Annotated in this window: 14 protein-coding genes; 13 read left to right on the top strand and 1 reads right to left on the bottom strand. The window is 46.1% G+C overall.

Annotation, left to right across the window (positions count from 1 at the left end):
• The first annotated feature begins 391 nt into the window (after window positions 1-391).
• The 5 genes from AC58UU_RS28915 (at window position 392) to AC58UU_RS28935 (ending at window position 3,593) form a co-directional block, all read left to right on the top strand.
• Window positions 392-835, top strand: coding sequence for a MarR family winged helix-turn-helix transcriptional regulator (locus tag AC58UU_RS28915; protein WP_497320716.1), 444 nt, complete (start codon window positions 392-394; stop codon window positions 833-835).
• Between the two features lie 85 nt (window positions 836-920).
• Entirely contained in the window at window positions 921-1,322 is a 402-nt protein-coding gene (locus AC58UU_RS28920) for a DoxX family protein (RefSeq protein ID WP_497320717.1), read from the top strand.
• A 63-nt stretch (window positions 1,323-1,385) separates the two neighbouring features.
• Window positions 1,386-2,345, top strand: coding sequence for a ring-cleaving dioxygenase (locus AC58UU_RS28925; protein WP_497320719.1), 960 nt, complete (start codon window positions 1,386-1,388; stop codon window positions 2,343-2,345).
• Entirely contained in the window at window positions 2,342-2,950 is a 609-nt protein-coding gene (locus AC58UU_RS28930) for an alpha/beta hydrolase (RefSeq protein ID WP_497320721.1), read from the top strand. The genes AC58UU_RS28925 and AC58UU_RS28930 overlap by 4 nt, the downstream gene beginning before the upstream one ends.
• 31 nt (window positions 2,951-2,981) lie before the next feature.
• Entirely contained in the window at window positions 2,982-3,593 is a 612-nt protein-coding gene (locus AC58UU_RS28935; RefSeq protein WP_497320723.1) for a flavin reductase family protein, read from the top strand.
• 130 nt (window positions 3,594-3,723) lie between these two features.
• Here AC58UU_RS28935 and AC58UU_RS28940 read toward each other — a convergent pair whose 3' ends face one another.
• Window positions 3,724-4,719 (bottom strand): LLM class flavin-dependent oxidoreductase, encoded by a 996-nt coding sequence (locus AC58UU_RS28940; RefSeq protein ID WP_497320724.1) that lies wholly within the window; start codon window positions 4,717-4,719, stop codon window positions 3,724-3,726.
• A 718-nt stretch (window positions 4,720-5,437) separates the two neighbouring features.
• On the opposite strand from AC58UU_RS28940, the gene desA reads away from it, so the two are divergent.
• The 8 genes from desA to AC58UU_RS28980 all read left to right on the top strand — a co-directional run bounded on the left by desA (window position 5,438) and on the right by AC58UU_RS28980 (window position 17,978).
• On the top strand, window positions 5,438-6,472 hold the full coding sequence (desA, locus tag AC58UU_RS28945) for a Delta(5) desaturase DesA (RefSeq protein WP_497320725.1): 1,035 nt from the start codon (window positions 5,438-5,440) through the stop codon (window positions 6,470-6,472).
• A 142-nt stretch (window positions 6,473-6,614) separates the two neighbouring features.
• Entirely contained in the window at window positions 6,615-7,241 is a 627-nt protein-coding gene (locus AC58UU_RS28950; protein WP_497320726.1) for a TetR/AcrR family transcriptional regulator, read from the top strand.
• 67 nt (window positions 7,242-7,308) lie between these two features.
• Window positions 7,309-10,419, top strand: a complete 3,111-nt coding sequence (locus AC58UU_RS28955; protein ID WP_497320727.1) for an MMPL family transporter — start codon at window positions 7,309-7,311, stop codon at window positions 10,417-10,419.
• 988 nt (window positions 10,420-11,407) lie between these two features.
• Complete coding sequence (locus AC58UU_RS28960) at window positions 11,408-12,370, top strand: ABC transporter permease (protein WP_171643613.1); 963 nt, start codon at window positions 11,408-11,410, stop codon at window positions 12,368-12,370.
• Window positions 12,371-12,388: 18 nt separating this feature from the next.
• On the top strand, window positions 12,389-13,270 hold the full coding sequence (locus AC58UU_RS28965) for a carbohydrate ABC transporter permease (RefSeq protein WP_497320728.1): 882 nt from the start codon (window positions 12,389-12,391) through the stop codon (window positions 13,268-13,270).
• A 153-nt stretch (window positions 13,271-13,423) separates the two neighbouring features.
• Window positions 13,424-15,007 (top strand): extracellular solute-binding protein, encoded by a 1,584-nt coding sequence (locus tag AC58UU_RS28970; RefSeq protein ID WP_497320729.1) that lies wholly within the window; start codon window positions 13,424-13,426, stop codon window positions 15,005-15,007.
• Window positions 15,008-15,096: 89 nt separating this feature from the next.
• Complete coding sequence (locus tag AC58UU_RS28975) at window positions 15,097-16,137, top strand: response regulator transcription factor (protein WP_497320730.1); 1,041 nt, start codon at window positions 15,097-15,099, stop codon at window positions 16,135-16,137.
• Entirely contained in the window at window positions 16,134-17,978 is a 1,845-nt protein-coding gene (locus AC58UU_RS28980; protein WP_497320732.1) for a cache domain-containing sensor histidine kinase, read from the top strand. Before AC58UU_RS28975 ends, AC58UU_RS28980 begins: the two co-directional genes overlap by 4 nt.
• Window positions 17,979-18,025: the final 47 nt, after the last annotated feature.

An 18,025-nucleotide genomic window follows, 5' to 3' on the forward strand; every position in this document is an offset into this window, starting at 1 on the left:
GATTAGCTGTAGTTTTTGCAGCAAAACCTGCTGTGCAGCCCATTTGAGCCAAATTTGCTGTACAGAATACATCAACTTGTTCATTTACCTCTATCCATCGCGCCAACAAGAGAAGTTATCCGACAAACATACTGCATGACCATCCTCAAAACGGCACACGCTTAGCTAAATAAGGCTTTCACACCAACTTTTTTTATATTTCGGATTAGCTAAGTGGATATAATCGCTTTATAAGCAGAATGATAGAGGGGGGAACATTATTTTAAAAATACCCATTGACATCTGTCTCAAAATAAAGTATCTTTAAATCAAGATATTACAAACTAAGATTTTGCAGCAAGCTTATCACACCACAGCACATCAAAAAGATAAAAGAAATGAGGTGAACCAAATGAGTGAACAGAGAAATGATTCATTAGATCTCTATATTGCACTCTCCAGAGCAAGTGAATGGGTTAACGCCCACGGGGATCGAGATATTCGGAATCATGGATTAAATCGAACGGAATTCGGTGTTCTTGAGCTGCTTTATCATAAAGGCGCGCAGCCGATTCAACAGATTGGCAGCAAGGTGCTTATGAGCAGCGGGAACATTACCTATGTTGTAGATAAGCTGGAGAAGAAAGAGTTCGTAAAGCGCAAAACATCAACCGAAGACCGCAGGCTCATTTTTGCGGAAATTACGGATAAAGGGAAGCAATTTATTGAAGAGGTATTTCCCAAGCATACCGAGGTCATTGAGAAAGCGGTGGCTGGACTTACGACAGAAGAGAAGAAGATAGCTAGTCAATTGTTGAAGAAGCTCGGTAAGTTTGCTCAGGATGGTTTCAAGTAGTTTGCCCTCCCATAAGAGGAGTTAACTACTTAAGCTTTTAACTAATATCTTAAATTAGAGATTCTTAAATTGGAGGAGAATGAATATGAGTATCGCATTAGGACTATTAATCATTCGTTTGGTTGTTGGATTAAGCTTTGTGGCGCATGGGGCACAGAAGTTGTTTGGTTGGTTCGGAGGCTATGGACCGAAAGGAACGGGCGGCTGGATGGAATCCATCGGCATTAAACCCGGTGTTGCTATGGCGGTTATGGCAGGACTCATGGAGTTCGTAGGTGGTGCATTATTTGCCGCTGGATTAGGTACAGTCATTGCTTCATTGCTCATCGTCATGACCATGGTCGTTGCGATTGTCAAAGTACACGCTAAGAGTGGCTATTGGGCTACCGCGGGCGGCTATGAATACAACTTGCTGCTGATTGCTATTGCGGTTGGCGTGGCATTAACTGGTGCAGGAGCTTACTCTGTCGACGCTTTATTCAATTAATAATCTTGGATACTTTTAAATTAGGTCTGGAATAATTAAACTAAACTAAAGGAGTTGGATTCAATGACACAACAACAACAACAAACAGCAGGTATTCACCATATCACAGCTTTCGTTCAAAATGCACAGGAAACGGTAGACTTTTATGCAGGGATTCTAGGACTTCGGATGATCAAAAAAACAATTAACTTCGACGCACCTGAAGTCTACCATCTGTACTTTGGTAATGAAATGGGAAGTCCAGGAACGATCATCACTTTCTTCCCATGGGCGCATTCTCGCAAAGGGCGTATTGGCGGAGGTCAAGTCGGTATCACAACGTATGCAGTGCCTACAGGCAGTCTATCATTCTGGGAAGAGCGTCTAACGCAATTTGATATTCCATTTGAAAAAACACAAAGATTCACAGAGACATACCTTCAATTCGAAGATCGGGATGGTCTGAAACTTGAAATCGTAGAGCGCGAGCAAGGAGCGCTTAGCCAATGGTCATTCGGCGGCATTCCAACGGATAAAGCGATCAAAGGCTTCGGAGGCGCTGTTCTCTACAGCACGGCTCCTGACAAAACTTCGCAGCTTCTAGAGCAGGTGATGGGACTTCAGAAAGTAGGGCAAGAGGGAGCTTACGCTCGATTCAAATCCTTCGGAGATTTGGGGAACATCGTTGATATTAATGTAACGCCGATGGCCTATGGAGCTGGTGGAGCGGGTACCGTCCATCATATTGCATGGCGCGCCAAAGATGATGCAGAGCATGCACTATGGAGAAGCCATGTACAGTCCAACGGGTTCCAGCCTACACCGATTGTGGATCGTCAATATTTTAACGCGATCTACTTCCGTGAAGAAGGCGGCATACTCTTTGAGATTGCAACGGATCCTCCGGGCTTTGCACGGGATGAACAGCCTGAGGTGCTAGGTGAGAAACTGATGCTGCCGGAATGGTTCGAGGAGAGCCGTGAACAAATCGAGCGTAATCTTCCGCCGATTCAAGTACGTGTATTGGAGGCGAAAAAACAATGAAACATATCTTCCAAAAGGGAACGGATATAACGGCTCCGGTACTCGTGCTCTTTCATGGCACGGGTGGCACCGAACGTGATCTTCTGCCGCTAGCTCAGGCGATTTCACCGACATCATCGGTGCTGAGCATTAGAGGTAATGTGCTTGAGAATGGAATGCCGCGGTTTTTTCGCCGGCTGGCTGAGGGAATCTTTGATGAGGAGGATCTCATCTTCCGTACCAAGGAATTGTACGATTTCCTCGATCAAGCTGCCGTGGAACACGGCTTTGATCGTAACAATCTCGTAGCCATCGGCTATTCCAATGGCGCAAACATCGCGGGAAGCCTTTTATTCCACTTTCCAGATGCACTGCGAGCAGCAATTCTCCATCATCCAATGGTGCCGCTGCGAGGCATTCAATTGCCAGATCTCTCAGGTATTCCAGTCTTTATTGGAGCGGGTCAGAACGATCCGATCTGCTCCCCGCAGGAGACAGAGGAATTACAGAAGCTGTTAAGTGAAGCGGGATCAACGGTTGCCGTTCATTGGGAACAGGCAGGGCATCAGTTGACTCGTTCAGAGGTAGAAGCGGCAGGGACTTGGTTCAAGACGAATTTGGTATGAGACCGAGTCTAGTAAAGGTGGGAGATGCTTTGTGATATCCATTGATCCCTCAAGTCAAAGTGAGCGGGAAAACTATAAGTTATTGATAGGAAGCATAATTCCTAGGCCAATCGCATTTGTTACTTCTCTATCTTCGGAGGGTGTGCTTAATGCAGCACCGTATAGTTATTTTACAATTGTGACGGCGAATCCTCCAATGGTCGCTATCTCGGTGCAGAGGAAGCAGGGTGTTCGCAAAGATACTTCGCGAAACGCCATCGATACTGGAGCATTCGTCGTTCATATCTCTGACGAATCGTACATCGACCAGATTAATCAAACCGCTGCTGTTCTAGCGCCGAATGAAAGCGAAGTTGCTTTAGCCGGACTTACACCCGTCGCGAGTGACAAGATTGCCGTACCGGGCATCGCTGAAGCGAGCATTCGTATGGAATGTGTTCTGGAGCAAGTTATAACGCTTGGTGGCACAGAGGATGCTCCTGCAGCCGATTTAATAATCGGGAGGGTCGTACAGTTTCATATTGCTGAGTCCTTATATGAGAACGGTCATATTGACCCGAATGGACTTAAGCCCGTCAGTCGGCTGGCTGGCAGCTCGTATGCGAAATTGGGCGAACAATTTGCGATGGATCGTCCGGTTTGAATCCATAAATAGGTAAGCCCTCGTGTCCATTAATGGAAGACGGGGGCTTTTTCTATTTTAACCCGGGAAGTTATGGGTGATTATCCAACCGCCAATAAAGGCCCCGCAAGCATTGCCGTGGTTATTGGCACTAGATCTCTTTGACAACCTCAGCCACAATTTCATAGGATCTTAAGCGAGCGTTGTGATCATAAATTTGGCCGGCGATGATCCACTCATCGGCTGCAGTTTGCTGCTGCAGCTTAGCAAGTTTCTCGCGAACGGTATCTTTACTGCCTACGATGGAGAAGCTTAAGGCCTTGTGGACGTAAACTTTCTCTTGAGGACTCCATAAGGACTCCATGCTGTCAACGGGTGGGCTTAGCATGCCAGGACGGCCGCGCACGATGTTCAAAAATTGCTGGTGCTGCGATGTCGCCAGATGTTGGGCTTCCTCATCGGTTTCGGCTGCAATAATGTTAATACCGACCATTGCGTACGGCTTCTCAAGCGCGCCCGAAGGGCGGAACTGACGGCGATACAGATCAAGAGCCGCCAGCAAATAATCCGGAGCGAAGTGGCTGGCGAAAGCGAAAGGAAGCCCCAGCTGACCAGCCAGCTGGGCGCTGAAGTCACTCGATCCGAGCAGCCAGATCGGGATGTCTAGTCCTTCACCCGGCACGGCGCGCACGCCCGGTACACCCGTACCTAGCGCCGGGTTGAGATAGCCGCGGAGCTCACTCAGCTGCTCCGGGAAGTCTTGGCCGTCGCTGCCTAAGCCGCGGCGGAGCGCTCTTGCCGCAGCCTGATCGGAGCCAGGCGCACGTCCTAAACCAAGATCGATGCGTCCCGGGAACATCGACTCCAACGTTCCAAACTGCTCGGCGATGACGAGCGGTGCATGGTTAGGCAGCATAATGCCACCTGAGCCTACGCGAATCTTCTCCGTAGCCATAGCGACATACCCGATGACGAGTGATGTAGCGGAGCTGGCAATGCCCGGCATGTTATGATGTTCGGCGAGCCAATATCTATGGTAGCCCCACTTTTCAACATGTCTGGCTAGATCAACGGAACGGTGAAATGAATCTCTTGGCGTACCGCCTGCAATAACGGGAGCCAAGTCTAATACGGATATAGGTATCATTGAATAGTCCTCCATTTTTTATATATACTACTATACCAGTATTAAGTAAGGCGCGCATAAATGGGTCAAGCTAGGAGTACATACCTTCTGCGACCACAAATCAAAGTTCATTATTTGTTCACTTATACTCACCTATTTTGCCCACATAATTTCCTTGTAATATAAACATAATTATTGCATATATGGAAATAATTATTTAAGGAATATTTGCAGAAAAGTATATGAAAAGGGTATTACCATCGATCTTTCGGTCTGATTGGTAGTTTCTTTTTGCTGGTTATTGTGTCCTCACGCCATTGTTGTACAACAATATAGCCGTATTTCCTTCTATGGAGCTAATTTCAGGAGAAATTATTGTATTTTTTGCAACATTTGAAGGGTATAACGACAATTTGTTCGCCTAATGTTGTATTACGTACAACATCCTATTTATTTGGACCAAGAAGGATCACCGTATGAAAAACCTCTTTTTATGGGAAAATAAGGGTTAGGTTGCCATTCAAAGGATGATTTTTGGACTATGTAGAATAGTAAAAAATAAGGCGTAAAGCACATATGACTTATATTGCATTTTACAAAAAGTGTTCTGGAACTTATGATGAGAGGGCAATGTAACATTTCTTCTCTTATAACGGGAACTTAATTGAATTCCCAACGTACTACATCAGGTGGCATAAATCAGTCCGGTACAAAACGGAGAGAAGGAGCTTTAATTAGAATGAGTCAACAAGACAAAGGTGGGTGGCGGTCTGACATCGCGCCTTACGAAAGACCACATATGAAGCACAGTGTGTGGCAAATCATCAATACATTAGGACCCTTTTTTATGCTTTGGTATTTCGCTTTCCTAAGTCTTTCGGTTTCTATCTGGCTCACGTTCGTATTAGACATTATTGCAGCAGGATTCCTGATTCGAATCTTTATTATTTTCCACGATTGCTGCCACAAATCTTTTTTCAAAAATAAATTCGCGAATGAAATTGTTGGTACATTAACAGGCATTTTGACGTTCGTCCCTTATCATCAGTGGCGTCATACCCACTCCGTCCATCACGCATCCAGTGGTAATTTGGATCGAAGAGGTGTCGGCGATATCTGGACACTAACGGTTGACGAATATATGGCATCTTCTCCGGCTAGAAGACTATATTATCGGGTTTACAGAAATCCAATTGTGATGTTTATTGTCGGACCCATTTTCATCTTTTTGATTGATTACCGGTTTAACCGCAAACGCGCAGGAATGAAAGAACGTATGAATACGTACATCACGAACCTAGGCATCTTCGGGAGCATTGCACTGCTTTGCTGGGGTATGGGTTGGCAATCATTCCTCCTAATCCAAGGCCCGATGTTTTTAATTTCAGGTATTGCTGGGATTTGGCTTTTCTACGTTCAGCACAACTATGAAGACTCGTACTATGAGAATGACGCAGAATGGGATTATATGAAGGCGGCTATGCATGGAAGCTCTTTCTACAAATTGCCTAGAATTCTGCACTGGATCACAGGTAATATCGGCTTTCACCATATTCATCATCTGAGCCCGCGAGTTCCTAATTACTATTTGGAAAAGGTTCATAACAAGAACGCTGAGCTTCGCAAAGTGCAGACGATTACATTGAAGACAAGCTTGGAATCCCTTAAGTTCCGTATTTGGAACGAGGAATCGAAGAAGTTCATACAGTTCAAAGATCTCAAGCCTTTCAAGTCAAAAAGAATCATCGAGACGCTCAAAACTAAGGCGGAGTAAATCTTAAAGAAGAGTCGACGGCCTCAAGCAGAACACTGCTTAGGTTGTCGGCTTTTTTTTCTTCGATTTCATGCTTGCAAAAAAGGAAGTACACACGTTATAATCATTTCATTAGGCCAAAAAGTGAACGGGTGTTTATTATATGCAGGTTTTAAAAGATGACGTAAAAAAGAGTATCCGCCAAGCGGCATTGTCCGAATTCAAGAAACATGGTTATATGAAAGCTTCTATCCGGCATATTGCAGACGCTGCGGGCATTACACCGGGCAATATTTATCGGTATTTTAAAAACAAAGAAGACCTATTCTATGAGCTGATTCAACCCGTCTATGAGCAGCTTGCTTCTTACACCCTAGAGATCAAGAATGAGGTTGATTTCAAATTGTGCAAGGAAACTGCCGATCATCTCGTTATTTTGCGTAAAATTGATGCGACGATTTTGCAGCTTTTCAAGCAATCAAGTGTTGAGCTGACCATCCTCCTAAATCTCAGTGAAGGCTCACGCTACGAAACTGTGAAAGAGGAACTCATTACTTTGGTGTATCAAATTTTGGAGAATGTGTTCGCCACCACGAAGGAAACTCCAGGCCCGCTCGAAGTGAAAGAGCAGCAATCTGCACGGATGCTAGCTGTTACGCTTATTGAGGGTATGAGTCTTATTCTGCGCGATTATGAGGATGGCGATACGATTAAGGTGCTGGTTGATGAGCTGTTGTACCTGTATTCTGTGGGTATTTCAGAAAAAATAAAGCTTCAAGGACAGTGCTAAAATTTTTTTGACTCAAAAATGAACGCTTGTTTACTAACGATTTGTAATCGGAGGAGGAATTAGAGAGATGAAACAAATTATTAAATGGCGCTGGACGATTGTCGCCTTGTGGCTGGTAGCCACCGTAGTTCTCACGGTTTTTCAACCCGATGTGAATGCTATTTTAGGGCTCAGGGGCCAAGATCCGCTGCCAAAGGACAGTCCGTCCAAGGTCGCTACATCGATTTTGAATAAAATGAATGGGGTTGAGGGGACTAGCGATATCGTGGTGTTCCACAACCCGAATAAACTGTCAGACGCCGACATGGAGCAGATCGAGTCAGGTATTACGAGTATGAAGAACCATCAAGCTGAGCTTGGGTTCGATCAATTACTTGATCCTTTCTCACTGCCTGACGCGAAGTCCTCGCTTATTTCGGAGGATCAGACGACATTAATGGCGAGCTTTAGTTTGGATAAAAGAGGACGTCATGTCGATGAGATTCAACAAGAGTTTGAGGCTGTTTTGAAAGATGTGAACGTGGATTACTACCTCTCAGGTGAGGACTTCATTCAGAACGATTACATCAAAGCATCCGAGTCCGGTGTGGCAAAAAGTGCGGCGTTAACGGTTATCTTCATCCTAGCGGTGCTAGTCATTATGTTCCGTTCCGTTGTGATTCCGATTGTCTCGCTGCTTGCTGTGGGTATTTCCTACTTGTGCTCCATGGGGATTGCGGCGCAGCTTATTGATAAGTTTGAGTTTCCAGTGACAAGTGTCACGGAGATGTTGTTAATTTTGATTCTTTTCGGCATTGGAACCGACTATAATATCCTTTTATTCAATCGGTTTAAAGAAGAATTATCCCACGGTCTGTCCGTGGATGAAGCGATTATTGTAACGTATAAAACGGCTGGGAAAACGATTTTTTATAGTATTCTGACCGTATTTATCGCTTTCGCGAGTTTGACGTTCTCGGACTTTGGTATTTATAAATCAGGTAATGTGGTGGCTATTGGTACCGCGGTGCTCTTGCTTGAAATTATGACGGTGACTCCTTTCCTCATGAAAGTACTGGGCAGTAAGCTGTATTGGCCTTCCAAGGGTGCAACCGGGCATAAAGAAAGTAAATTTTGGGCTAGCTTGACGGCTATTGCAGTGAAAAGACCGGTGATCACAACGCTGCTTATTCTGATAGTGATGATTCCGATTGCCCTTTCCAATCATCAGAAATTGTCTTTTGACCAGTTGAAAGAGTTAGGGAATGACCATGAATCCACCAAAGGATTCAGCCTTGTAGCGGATCATTTTAGCCGAGGTCAAGCGCTGCCGACTATGGTCGTGATAGAGAATGATAAGGCAATTGATAATAATGACGGATTAGCCGCAATTGATAAGCTAACGGACAAATTGAAGAGCGTTCCGGGCGTGGATAAGGTGTCGAGTGTGACACAGCCGCAGTCGAAGCCGATTGATAGCTTCTATATTTCGACCCAAACGTCGACCGTCGCAGAAGGAATTACGGCTTCGCAGAAAGGCGTTAATCAAATAAAAGATGGTTTGAATTTGATGCAGAGCAAACTGGTCAGTCCAGATTTGTCCGGCACCGACCAGTTAGTTGACGGAACGGGAAAGGTTCAGGATGGCTACAGCCAGATTACAATTGCGCTGGGGCAAGTATCGAAGGGTATTACACAGGGTGCTGACGGAGCTGGGGAGCTAAGCGCGGGCATTGCGAGCTTAAAGGATGGCATGACGCAAGTCGAAGCCAATACTTCGAAGATTAGTAGCGGGCTTACGCAGCTGCAGCAGGGTTATAGTGCTTTATCTGACGGATATCGTCAGATTGAAGGGAAGCTTCCTGGCATTCAACAGGGGTTGACTGGGATGAATGGGCTTATTGGCGGGCTAGGTACTAAATATGGTCAGTTGTCTACAGATAGCGATTATATCAAGCTGAAGCAGACGGGGGAGGGCTTGGAATCCGGTCTCGCCCAGCTGAACGGCGGGTTGAAGGAGCTTGACGCGAATGCCGCCAAGTTGAATGGCTCTTTCGCTGAGGCTGCTGCGGGACTTACGCAGATTAACGGTGCGCAGGCGCAGCTTGCTGCGGGATTGGCGTCGCTACAGAGCGGCTCGGAGGCGCTCGCGAAGGGGCTGAAGCAAGGCAGCGCGGGCAGCCAAGAGATCGCCGCGAACATGGCGAAGCTGAATGACGCGCTAGGCAGCGTCAAGGACGGGCAGCAGAAGCTGAACGAGGGCTTGTCGGGCTTGGCTGGCGGGATGAGCCAGCTGAAGGACGGCCTCGGACAAAGCGGCAACGGACTGGGCGATGTGTCCGAGGGGCTCGGCAAAACGAGCCAGTTCCTGACGCAGCTGAACAGCTCGAGAACGTTCTTCATTCCGAAAGAAGCGCTAACGAGCGCGGATTTCGGCAAATCGCTGGACAGCTTCATGTCCAAAGACCGCAAGAGTACAAAACTCATCGTCATTCTAAAGGATGATCCGTACTCTTCAGCGGCTATGGACACCATTGAGGGGATTAACGCTGAGTTAGCGTCTAGTTTGAAAGGCACGGTGCTGGAAAAAGCGAAAGTCGGTGCCGCGGGACCAAGTTCCACGACCTATGACACGAACAAAGCACAGCTGAAATCGTTCAACAGCACGGCGATCATCGTGATTATTGGTGTATTTATTGTCCTGTTGTTCGTGATACGCGCCTTCTGGCCAGCGGTCTATATCATCGTCTCCTTAGTGATCTCCTACTATGTGGCCATGACCGCTACCAATATCGTTACAGATAAAATCATCGGGGCAGACGGTGTTTCCTCTTTCGTGCCGTTCTTCTCCTTCATCATCATCATCGCAGTCGGTGTCGACTACAGCATTTTCCTGATGATGCGATATAAAGAGCTGGGCGAATTATCGCCGTCTAAGGCGATTGTTCAGGCCGCTAAACACATCGGCGGCGTGGTGATCTCGGCGATGGTCATCCTTGGCGGTACCTTCGCGACGTTGGTTCCATCAGGTCTAGTTCTGCTGATTGAGCTAGCCGTAGCCGTGATCGTTGGGCTCGTTGTGCTTTGCTTTATTTTGCTGCCGATGCTGCTGCCGGCTTTGCTGGCTATGCCTGAGGCATTGCGGATGAAGAGCAAGTCAGCGGCTAGGCAAGTGTCAACGGAGAGAAGAACCGTTTGAGCATGAAGTGAATTGATTGATTGGGCGCCTCCCACATTGTGGGTGGCGTTTTTTGTCGTGTTGTGAATGGATGGCATTAACGATGAAAATCATCGTTAATGTGATGGTATTGAGCAGCAGCACGGCCGTAGCGATGAAAAACATGCTTACGAGCGGGGAAATTCACATAAAGGCAGAGTAGATGGAAGTATAACGATGAAAATCATCGTTAAAGTGGTGCTCTTGAGCAGCAGCCCGGCTATAGCGATGAAAAACAGTCTTACGAGCAGGGGGATTTTCATAAGGCAGAGTAGATGGAAATATAACGATGAAAATCATCGTTAAAGTGATGCTCTTGAGCAGCAGCCCGACTGTAGCGATGAAAAACAGTCTTACGAGCGGGGAAATTCACATAAAGACCGAGTAGATGCGGCTATAGCGATGAATATTATCGTTAAAGTGATGGTATTGAGCATCAGCCCGGCTGTAGCGATGAAAAACATGCTTACGAGCAGAAAATTTTACTTAAGAGCCAAGTAGAATGAGGGCGAAGTTTAACTTGTTTCGCATTGGAGGAGGTTGGAGTAGTCCCTGGTAGAGCGCTAAAACCGCACTATATGCATTTTGTGCATCAAAATTACGCGTTGAATGCCTGTTGGAGGGTTTTATATGCAAAATGTGCAGCTAATTTCTCCCAAAAGCGTTCAAACTCATGATTTCTGGGAAATTTGATGTATGAAACGCAGCTAATTCATAGGAAATGCGTAGCTGAAGTAATATTAGCTGCATGTTTTACATCAAAAGGAGCGCGATATCTATGTCGCGCTCCATCGCATACCTTCGCGCCCCCCACCCAGCACCTCCCACACGTCCAACACAAGCCGCACCACTGCACTTCCCCCACCTAAAAAAAACACAAGTGAGTGAAAAGACAATCCATTGTTGCAAGCGCTTTAGCAGGGTACGATGTAGGTATAACATCAGCGAAGAATAGTGAGGGGGGCCAAGAATGGCGGTCAACGCACAAGCGGTAAAAAAGATGAATCAGCGCTCGCAGGTACGTAAAGGTAGATCCTTTCTGCGAACGTTCTGGAAGTATAAGGCGTTGTATTTGATATCGCTGCCGGGGATTTTGTATTTTATTATTTTCAAGTATGTACCCTTGTTAGGTTCAGTCATTGCTTTTCAAGATTACAACATTTTTGATGGCTTCACGGGAAGTGAATGGGTTGGGTTCGAACATTTCATTCGGATGTTTGCCCATTATGACTTCCTCAAGATTTTGAAGAATACGATTCTGATCGGCATTTACGATTTGGTACTGGCTTTTCCAGCGCCTATTATACTCGCATTGCTGCTTAATGAGCTGCGCGTTGTAGTGTACAAGCGGTTACTTCAAACTGTTGTTTACATGCCTCATTTCTTATCGTGGGTTATTGTGAGCGGGATTGCGATCGGTATTCTTTCTCCTTCAACGGGGGCTTTGAACCATCTCATCACTTGGCTAGGTTTCGAGCCGATTTATTTCATGGGTGAAGAGTCATGGATTCGTACAGTGCTCATTTCTTCGGGTATTTGGCGTGATTCCGGCTACGGTACGATCATTTATTTGGCTGCACTGGCAGGAATTAATCCGGATCTATATGAAGCTTCTGAGGTGGATGGCGCGAACCGCTGGAGACAAACCATTTCAATTACGCTCCCGTCTCTTCTACCAACCATTATGATTTTGTTCCTCCTTCATATCGGTAAATTCTTAGACTTTGGCTTCGAACGTGTTTACGTGTTCCTGAACCCGCTGAATAAGGAAAATGGTGAAATTTTAGATACGTATATCTACACGGCAGGGTTGTTAGGTCAGCAGTTTAGCTATACGACAGCAATCGGACTTTTCAAAGCATTAGTTGGTGTGATTTTTATTGTTACTGGTAATATTTTAAGCAAAAAAACAACGGGTGAAAGCTTGTACTAAGACGGAGGTGAACGCTTTATGAATCGCAAGCCGACAGCCGGCTGGCAAGTTTTTAACATCTTTAATGTGCTATTTCTGACTCTTCTATCGCTAGCGATGCTCCTGCCGTTCTTAAACGTGCTGGCCCAATCGTTCAGTTCTTCGGAAGCCATTGTGAATGGGAAGGTATTATTCCTACCTGTTCAATTTACATCGATCAACTATCAATATGTGTTTAGCGATGCGGCAATCTGGCGTTCCTTCGGAGTGACCGTGTATATTACAATAGTGGGTACACTGATCAATCTCATTGCAACGGCATCACTTGCATATCCGGTATCTAGACCAGAGTATGCTGGCCGCAACGTTGTCGTTATTATGGTTCTCATTACAATGGTTTTCACAGCTCCGCTGATTCCTAACTTTATTTTGATGAAAAATTTACACCTGACGAATTCGCTCTGGGCCTTAATGCTTCCAGGTGCTATCAGCGCCTTCAACTTTTTCGTCATGCGGTCGTTCTTCTTGCAAATTCCGAGTGAGCTGATTGATTCCGGACGTATCGACGGCTGCTCTGAGCTGAGAATGATCTGGAATATCGTGCTTCCTTTGTCCAAGCCGGTTATGGCCTCTCTGGGGATCTTTTATGCGGTGGGTCACTGGAATACGTACCAAAGCGCGCTGTACTACATTAACAAGCCTGCCTTATGGCCGCTTCAGGTGAAGCTCCGTCAATTGATTGTGTCTGAGGATATCAGTATTGATCCGAACGCTTCCCAATTCAGCGGACTTGCTCATATGGATCCGGAAGGTATCAAGATGGCGACCATTATTATTGCGACGATCCCCATTATTCTTATCTATCCGTTCTTGCAGCGTCATTTTGTCAAAGGAATGATGGTGGGTTCTGTAAAATCTTAAGGAAATAGTGCTGAATGAAATCAACAATTTCTACAGCATTCTAAAAAAAAGACAAATCGAACTAAAGACATTCCATATCGGTAATTTGTAAACGCTTTTACAATGAAGGTGTGAAAGCGTTCATATCTTAGTGAAGTGAAAAGAGGGGTAGAAATGAAAAAATGGATTCCCACCACGATGGCAGCCGTAATGATGGCCAGTTTGCTGGTTGCTTGCTCTTCTAAAACCGCTGAACAACCAGCGTCTAGCGCGGCGGCTGGCACGTCAAACGCAAAGCCTGCAGAAAAAACGAAATTCTCCATCTCCTTGCGCACACTCGCATTCGGACATGTAGAGAAGTCGCCTGATATTAATCAAGACAAATGGGTGAAAAAGTTAGAAGAGATGACGAACTCCGATATGAATATCGTACTTGTTCCTCACAAAGAATATGAGCAAAAAATGATTCAGATGTTTGCAACTAATGACATTCCTGACGTTGTACAGGGCAGTGGTGGTGTGAACGGTAAAGAAATGGCTGGTTCCGTAAAAGCTGGCGTGTTCACGCCGCTTGATGAGTTGCTGAAGAAGTATGGACCGAATCTGCTTAAAAAAGTGCCGAAAGACGCTTGGGATAATGTAACTTATCAAGGTAAAATTTTCGCCATTCCGGAATACTTGTCCAACCCGTCCCGTCGCTCTATCTTCGTTCGCAAAGATTTGCTTGATAAAGCAGGCCTAGGAGTTCCTAAAACGGTTGACGAGTACATGGCCGTACTTCGCAAGTTCAAAGAAATGGGTGTTGAGAACCCGTACATGGGTCGTGAAAACTTCAAGTATTCAGACTCCTTCTTCGGCGCATATGATGTGTTCCCATACTTATCCATGTTCGAGAAGCAAGGCGAACAAGTTCTGCCGAAGTTCTTCGACACAGAGAATATGACGAAAGCGCTGCAAACGTACAAAACGATGTTTGATGAAGGCTTGATCAATAAAGAGTTCGCAACGATCAACGCTACAGTGTTCAAAAACACCATCCTTGCGGGTAAAGCAGGTATGTGGTCCATGAACGCGAATGAATTGCTGCAATGGGAAACACAGCTGAAAACAACGGTCCCAACGGGCGATATCGAGATCATCGCATCTCCGACAGGACCAGATGGCAAAGGCGGTCACTACTTATACGGACCTGCGCCGCGTGCTTACTTTATCAATAAAAATGCTAAAAATGCTGCGCAAATTATCCAGTTCTTCGATTGGATGATGTCGGATGAGGCAGAGAAATACTTTACTTTCGGTATTGAAGGTGACACGTACAAAACGGTGGATGGAAAAATCGACTACAAAGCCCCAACAGATACAGCGGGTGTCGATGAAGAGCGTTACCGTCAATCCTTCTTGTGGCTTGTCCAAGATACGACTTATAATAAAGGGACACTTAGCTTGACAGAAGAAGGTAAGAAATTAATGAATGTCTATGATACAACGTTAAAGAATGAAGGGCGCGATGGTATCAGCTTCGAGCCACGTCTTGAATCTTTAATGAAAAATCCTGACATTTCGCCGCTTTCCGACCAAGCACCTCCAGTCATTCTCCAGCACATGGTGAAAATGGTGTACGGCAAAGAGCCGATCTCCGATTGGCCGAAAGTATTGGAAGAGTGGAAATCCAAAGGCGGTAACGAAGTAATCAAGGAAGCAACAGAGAAATTCAATAGTAAAGATACCGGTACGACAGTGTCGATGCCGCGTAAATAAGCTCATCTGCTGAGCATGACCGCCTCCTCACGTGCCCACCAGCCCGTGGGGAGCGTGCATTTCATAAGGGTTTGAAAGGAGGATTCCTCATGTACCGCATACTCATTGTCGATGACGAACCGATGATACGCAAAGGCTTACAGAAACTCGTTGAACAATCGGAGCTTCCAATCGAAAGCCTGCGAACGGCTGAGAATGGCGTTGTCGCGCTGCAGCGGATTCAAGAGGAACGACCTGACTTCCTGTTCACCGATATTCGGATGCCTAAAATGGATGGGCTGGAATTATGTGCTCGTGTTGCAGAAATGGATGCGGACATACAAGTTGTGGTCATTTCCGGCTATGGTGATTTCGAATATGCGCAGAAATGCGTGTCTTACGGGGTGAAAGAGTACTTACTGAAGCCCGTTAATATTAAGGGATTTCAGCATGTGTTAGAGAAGCTAATTCGTAACCAAAGTAAAGTAAGCTCCGAATCCTTCGTTGCTGTAACGAAGTTGGAGCAGTGGGCAGGCCGCATGGAGCAAGCCGTGTGGATGCTGCAGCAGGCGGAATTAAACTGCGTCGTAGAGGAAATTCAGGCGGAGTTGAAGGCCAATAAGCTCAAGCTCAACCGAGTTAGCGATATTTTGCAAGAGATCCACACCCTCCTGCACCAAAGGTTGAATGTGAGGGATGTATATTTCATGCAGGGTGAGCTCGATTTAACCGGTGCTGTGAGCGAGGAGGAAGCGTGGCTTCGTTTCACGACGGCGATCAGTGGGTATCTGGAAGAGCTTCGAATCAAACGCAAAGGCAAGCTTAAGGATCCTGTTGAGGAAGCCAAATACTATATAGAGACGCATCTCGCTGAGGAAGTATCTTTGGAAGAGGTGGCTGACTTTATCGGGCTTAATCCTTCTTATTTCAGCCAACTGTTTAAGCAAAGTACGGCGGAGACGTTCGTTCAGTACCGCACACGCAGACGCATGGAAAAGGCGAAGAAGCTGCTTCAACAGCCGCAGTGGCGAATTACCGATATCTCGGGTGAGGTCGGTTACGCCGATCATCCTCATTTTACAAAAACGTTTAAAAAATACGAAGGCTGCCTACCTTCCGAATATCGTCAACAAATGGGTATCCGTTCATGAAAAGAAAGACGCTGTCAGGTCAAATTTATACGTACTTTCTCATTGTGATCGTGCTGTCACTTTTGTCCGTAGGCGCTGTATCCTATTGGCAATCATCACGGGCGTTAGACGACCAAGTGAAGCAGTATATGGAGCAAATGGTCGATAGTGCGAACTATCAGACGGATAGTTATTTGCAGGCTTACGAGCTGCTTAGCAATGCCTTTTCGTCCAACTCCGATGTGCGGGCTTTCATGGAAATTAAGCCAGATGACGCGTATGAGTATTATGTGTATTCGGATAAAATCAAGAAATTTTCGGAATCTTCCGTTCAGTCCGTTGTCACCTTGTACAAACAGTTGAACATGATTTATGTCGTCGGCCAGCATGGGCGTTCCTTCATTTATGAGAACCAAAATCTGCTGAACTTCGATCCCGTGCTCGTACAAGAACAATTCAATAACCTGATGAAAATTGCGGGTGACGGCAAAATAGCGCTGCTGAATATGAGCATACGTCCAATTGATCAAGGAACTGTCGTGACGATGGCTCGTAAAGTCAGAGGACCTTCTTATGGCGATGAGAATCGCGGGGTTGTTGCCATTGAAATCAAATTAGCGGAATTGGCGAAAACGTGGGATCGTGTCAGCTTGGGTAAAGAAGGCTTTTTCTTTATCGTCGATGATACTGGGAACTACATTTACCCGCCTTCCATGGGGCTGCGTAAGCCTCAAGATGAACTAGCATCGCTCGTTTTGGCGAGTGGCAATCAGACATTCCTCCATAAATACAACGGAGAAGAACGTATGTTTGTATCGAGGAAATCCGGTTACTCAGATTGGAACCTTGTCGCATCAATGCCAGTTGAGGAGCTGCGCCGCCCAGCCGATACGATTCGAACGACGACCATCATCGTTGGTCTGGTTACATTGGCTATCGCATTATGGCTAGCATACCGTTTCGGTAGGTCTATTATTGCCCCCATACGAGGGCTGAAGGACAGCATGCGGGAAACAGAAAAAGGAAACTGGCAGTACATCGACGAGATAGGCCGGACGGATGAGATAGGCGGACTTATTCACAGCTACAATCTGATGGTAACGCGTCTTTCCGATATGATCGAACGGGTGTATGAAGCCGAGCTGCAGCAGCAAAAGAACCAGCTTGAGCTAGGTGAGACGAAGCTTGAACGGCAGCGGGCAGAATTTCAGTCTTTGCAGCTGCAGATAAATCCACATTTTTTATATAACACGTTGGAAACGATCAATTGTTATGCAATAGTTCAGGATTCAAGTGAAATTACAGAGATGGTAGAAGCAATGGCTTTCATGCTCCGCTACTCGGTGCAGACGAATTTAGAAGAAATTACAGTAGCGAATGAACTGAATCATGTACGCAATTATATGATTGTTTTGCAGCACAGGACGGGAAAAGAGTTTGAAATTGATGTCGCGATCCCGCCAGGTTTGCTTTTGGAGAAGATGGTTCGGTTGACTCTGCAGCCGCTCATTGAAAATATTTTTCAACATGCATTCCCAGATGGTGTGGAACCACATCATTTCATACGCATCGATGCCCGCAAAGAAGGCGGATTGTTCCAAGTGTTCATCGAGGACAATGGCACAGGCATCCAGCCGGAGAGGCTCGCCGAGCTGCGCACGAAGCTGGAGGAAAATCGCTTGGCAGAGCCGGAAGAGACAGGCGAATCACAAGGTGGTGGCATTGGACTAATGAACGTCCACCGACGGATTCAGATGGTGTTCGGCGAGGCGTATGGGCTGTCTATTGACAGTGAGTGGGGACGAGGGACCCGTTTAACGATGACAATGCCGGAGACGGTGAGGCCTCGGTTGCGTGGGTGAGATTTTTCAGGCTTTTAAATAGGATAACAAAACACATACATGGGAGG

This window comes from Paenibacillus sp. JT22N1, assembly GCF_059692155.1.

Excerpts from the sequence above, each read along its gene's own strand:
- AC58UU_RS28915 (WP_497320716.1), top strand. The coding sequence starts at position 392 with ATGAGTGAACAGAGAAATGATTCATTAGATCTCTATATTGCACTCTCC.
- AC58UU_RS28920 (WP_497320717.1), top strand. The coding sequence starts at position 921 with ATGAGTATCGCATTAGGACTATTAATCATTCGTTTGGTTGTTGGATTA.
- AC58UU_RS28925 (WP_497320719.1), top strand. The coding sequence starts at position 1,386 with ATGACACAACAACAACAACAAACAGCAGGTATTCACCATATCACAGCT.
- AC58UU_RS28930 (WP_497320721.1), top strand. The coding sequence starts at position 2,342 with ATGAAACATATCTTCCAAAAGGGAACGGATATAACGGCTCCGGTACTC.
- AC58UU_RS28940 (WP_497320724.1), bottom strand. The coding sequence starts at position 4,719 with ATGATACCTATATCCGTATTAGACTTGGCTCCCGTTATTGCAGGCGGT.
- desA (WP_497320725.1), top strand. The coding sequence starts at position 5,438 with ATGAGTCAACAAGACAAAGGTGGGTGGCGGTCTGACATCGCGCCTTAC.
- AC58UU_RS28950 (WP_497320726.1), top strand. The coding sequence starts at position 6,615 with ATGCAGGTTTTAAAAGATGACGTAAAAAAGAGTATCCGCCAAGCGGCA.
- AC58UU_RS28955 (WP_497320727.1), top strand. The coding sequence starts at position 7,309 with ATGAAACAAATTATTAAATGGCGCTGGACGATTGTCGCCTTGTGGCTG.
- AC58UU_RS28960 (WP_171643613.1), top strand. The coding sequence starts at position 11,408 with ATGGCGGTCAACGCACAAGCGGTAAAAAAGATGAATCAGCGCTCGCAG.
- AC58UU_RS28965 (WP_497320728.1), top strand. The coding sequence starts at position 12,389 with ATGAATCGCAAGCCGACAGCCGGCTGGCAAGTTTTTAACATCTTTAAT.
- AC58UU_RS28970 (WP_497320729.1), top strand. The coding sequence starts at position 13,424 with ATGAAAAAATGGATTCCCACCACGATGGCAGCCGTAATGATGGCCAGT.
- AC58UU_RS28975 (WP_497320730.1), top strand. The coding sequence starts at position 15,097 with ATGTACCGCATACTCATTGTCGATGACGAACCGATGATACGCAAAGGC.
- AC58UU_RS28980 (WP_497320732.1), top strand. The coding sequence starts at position 16,134 with ATGAAAAGAAAGACGCTGTCAGGTCAAATTTATACGTACTTTCTCATT.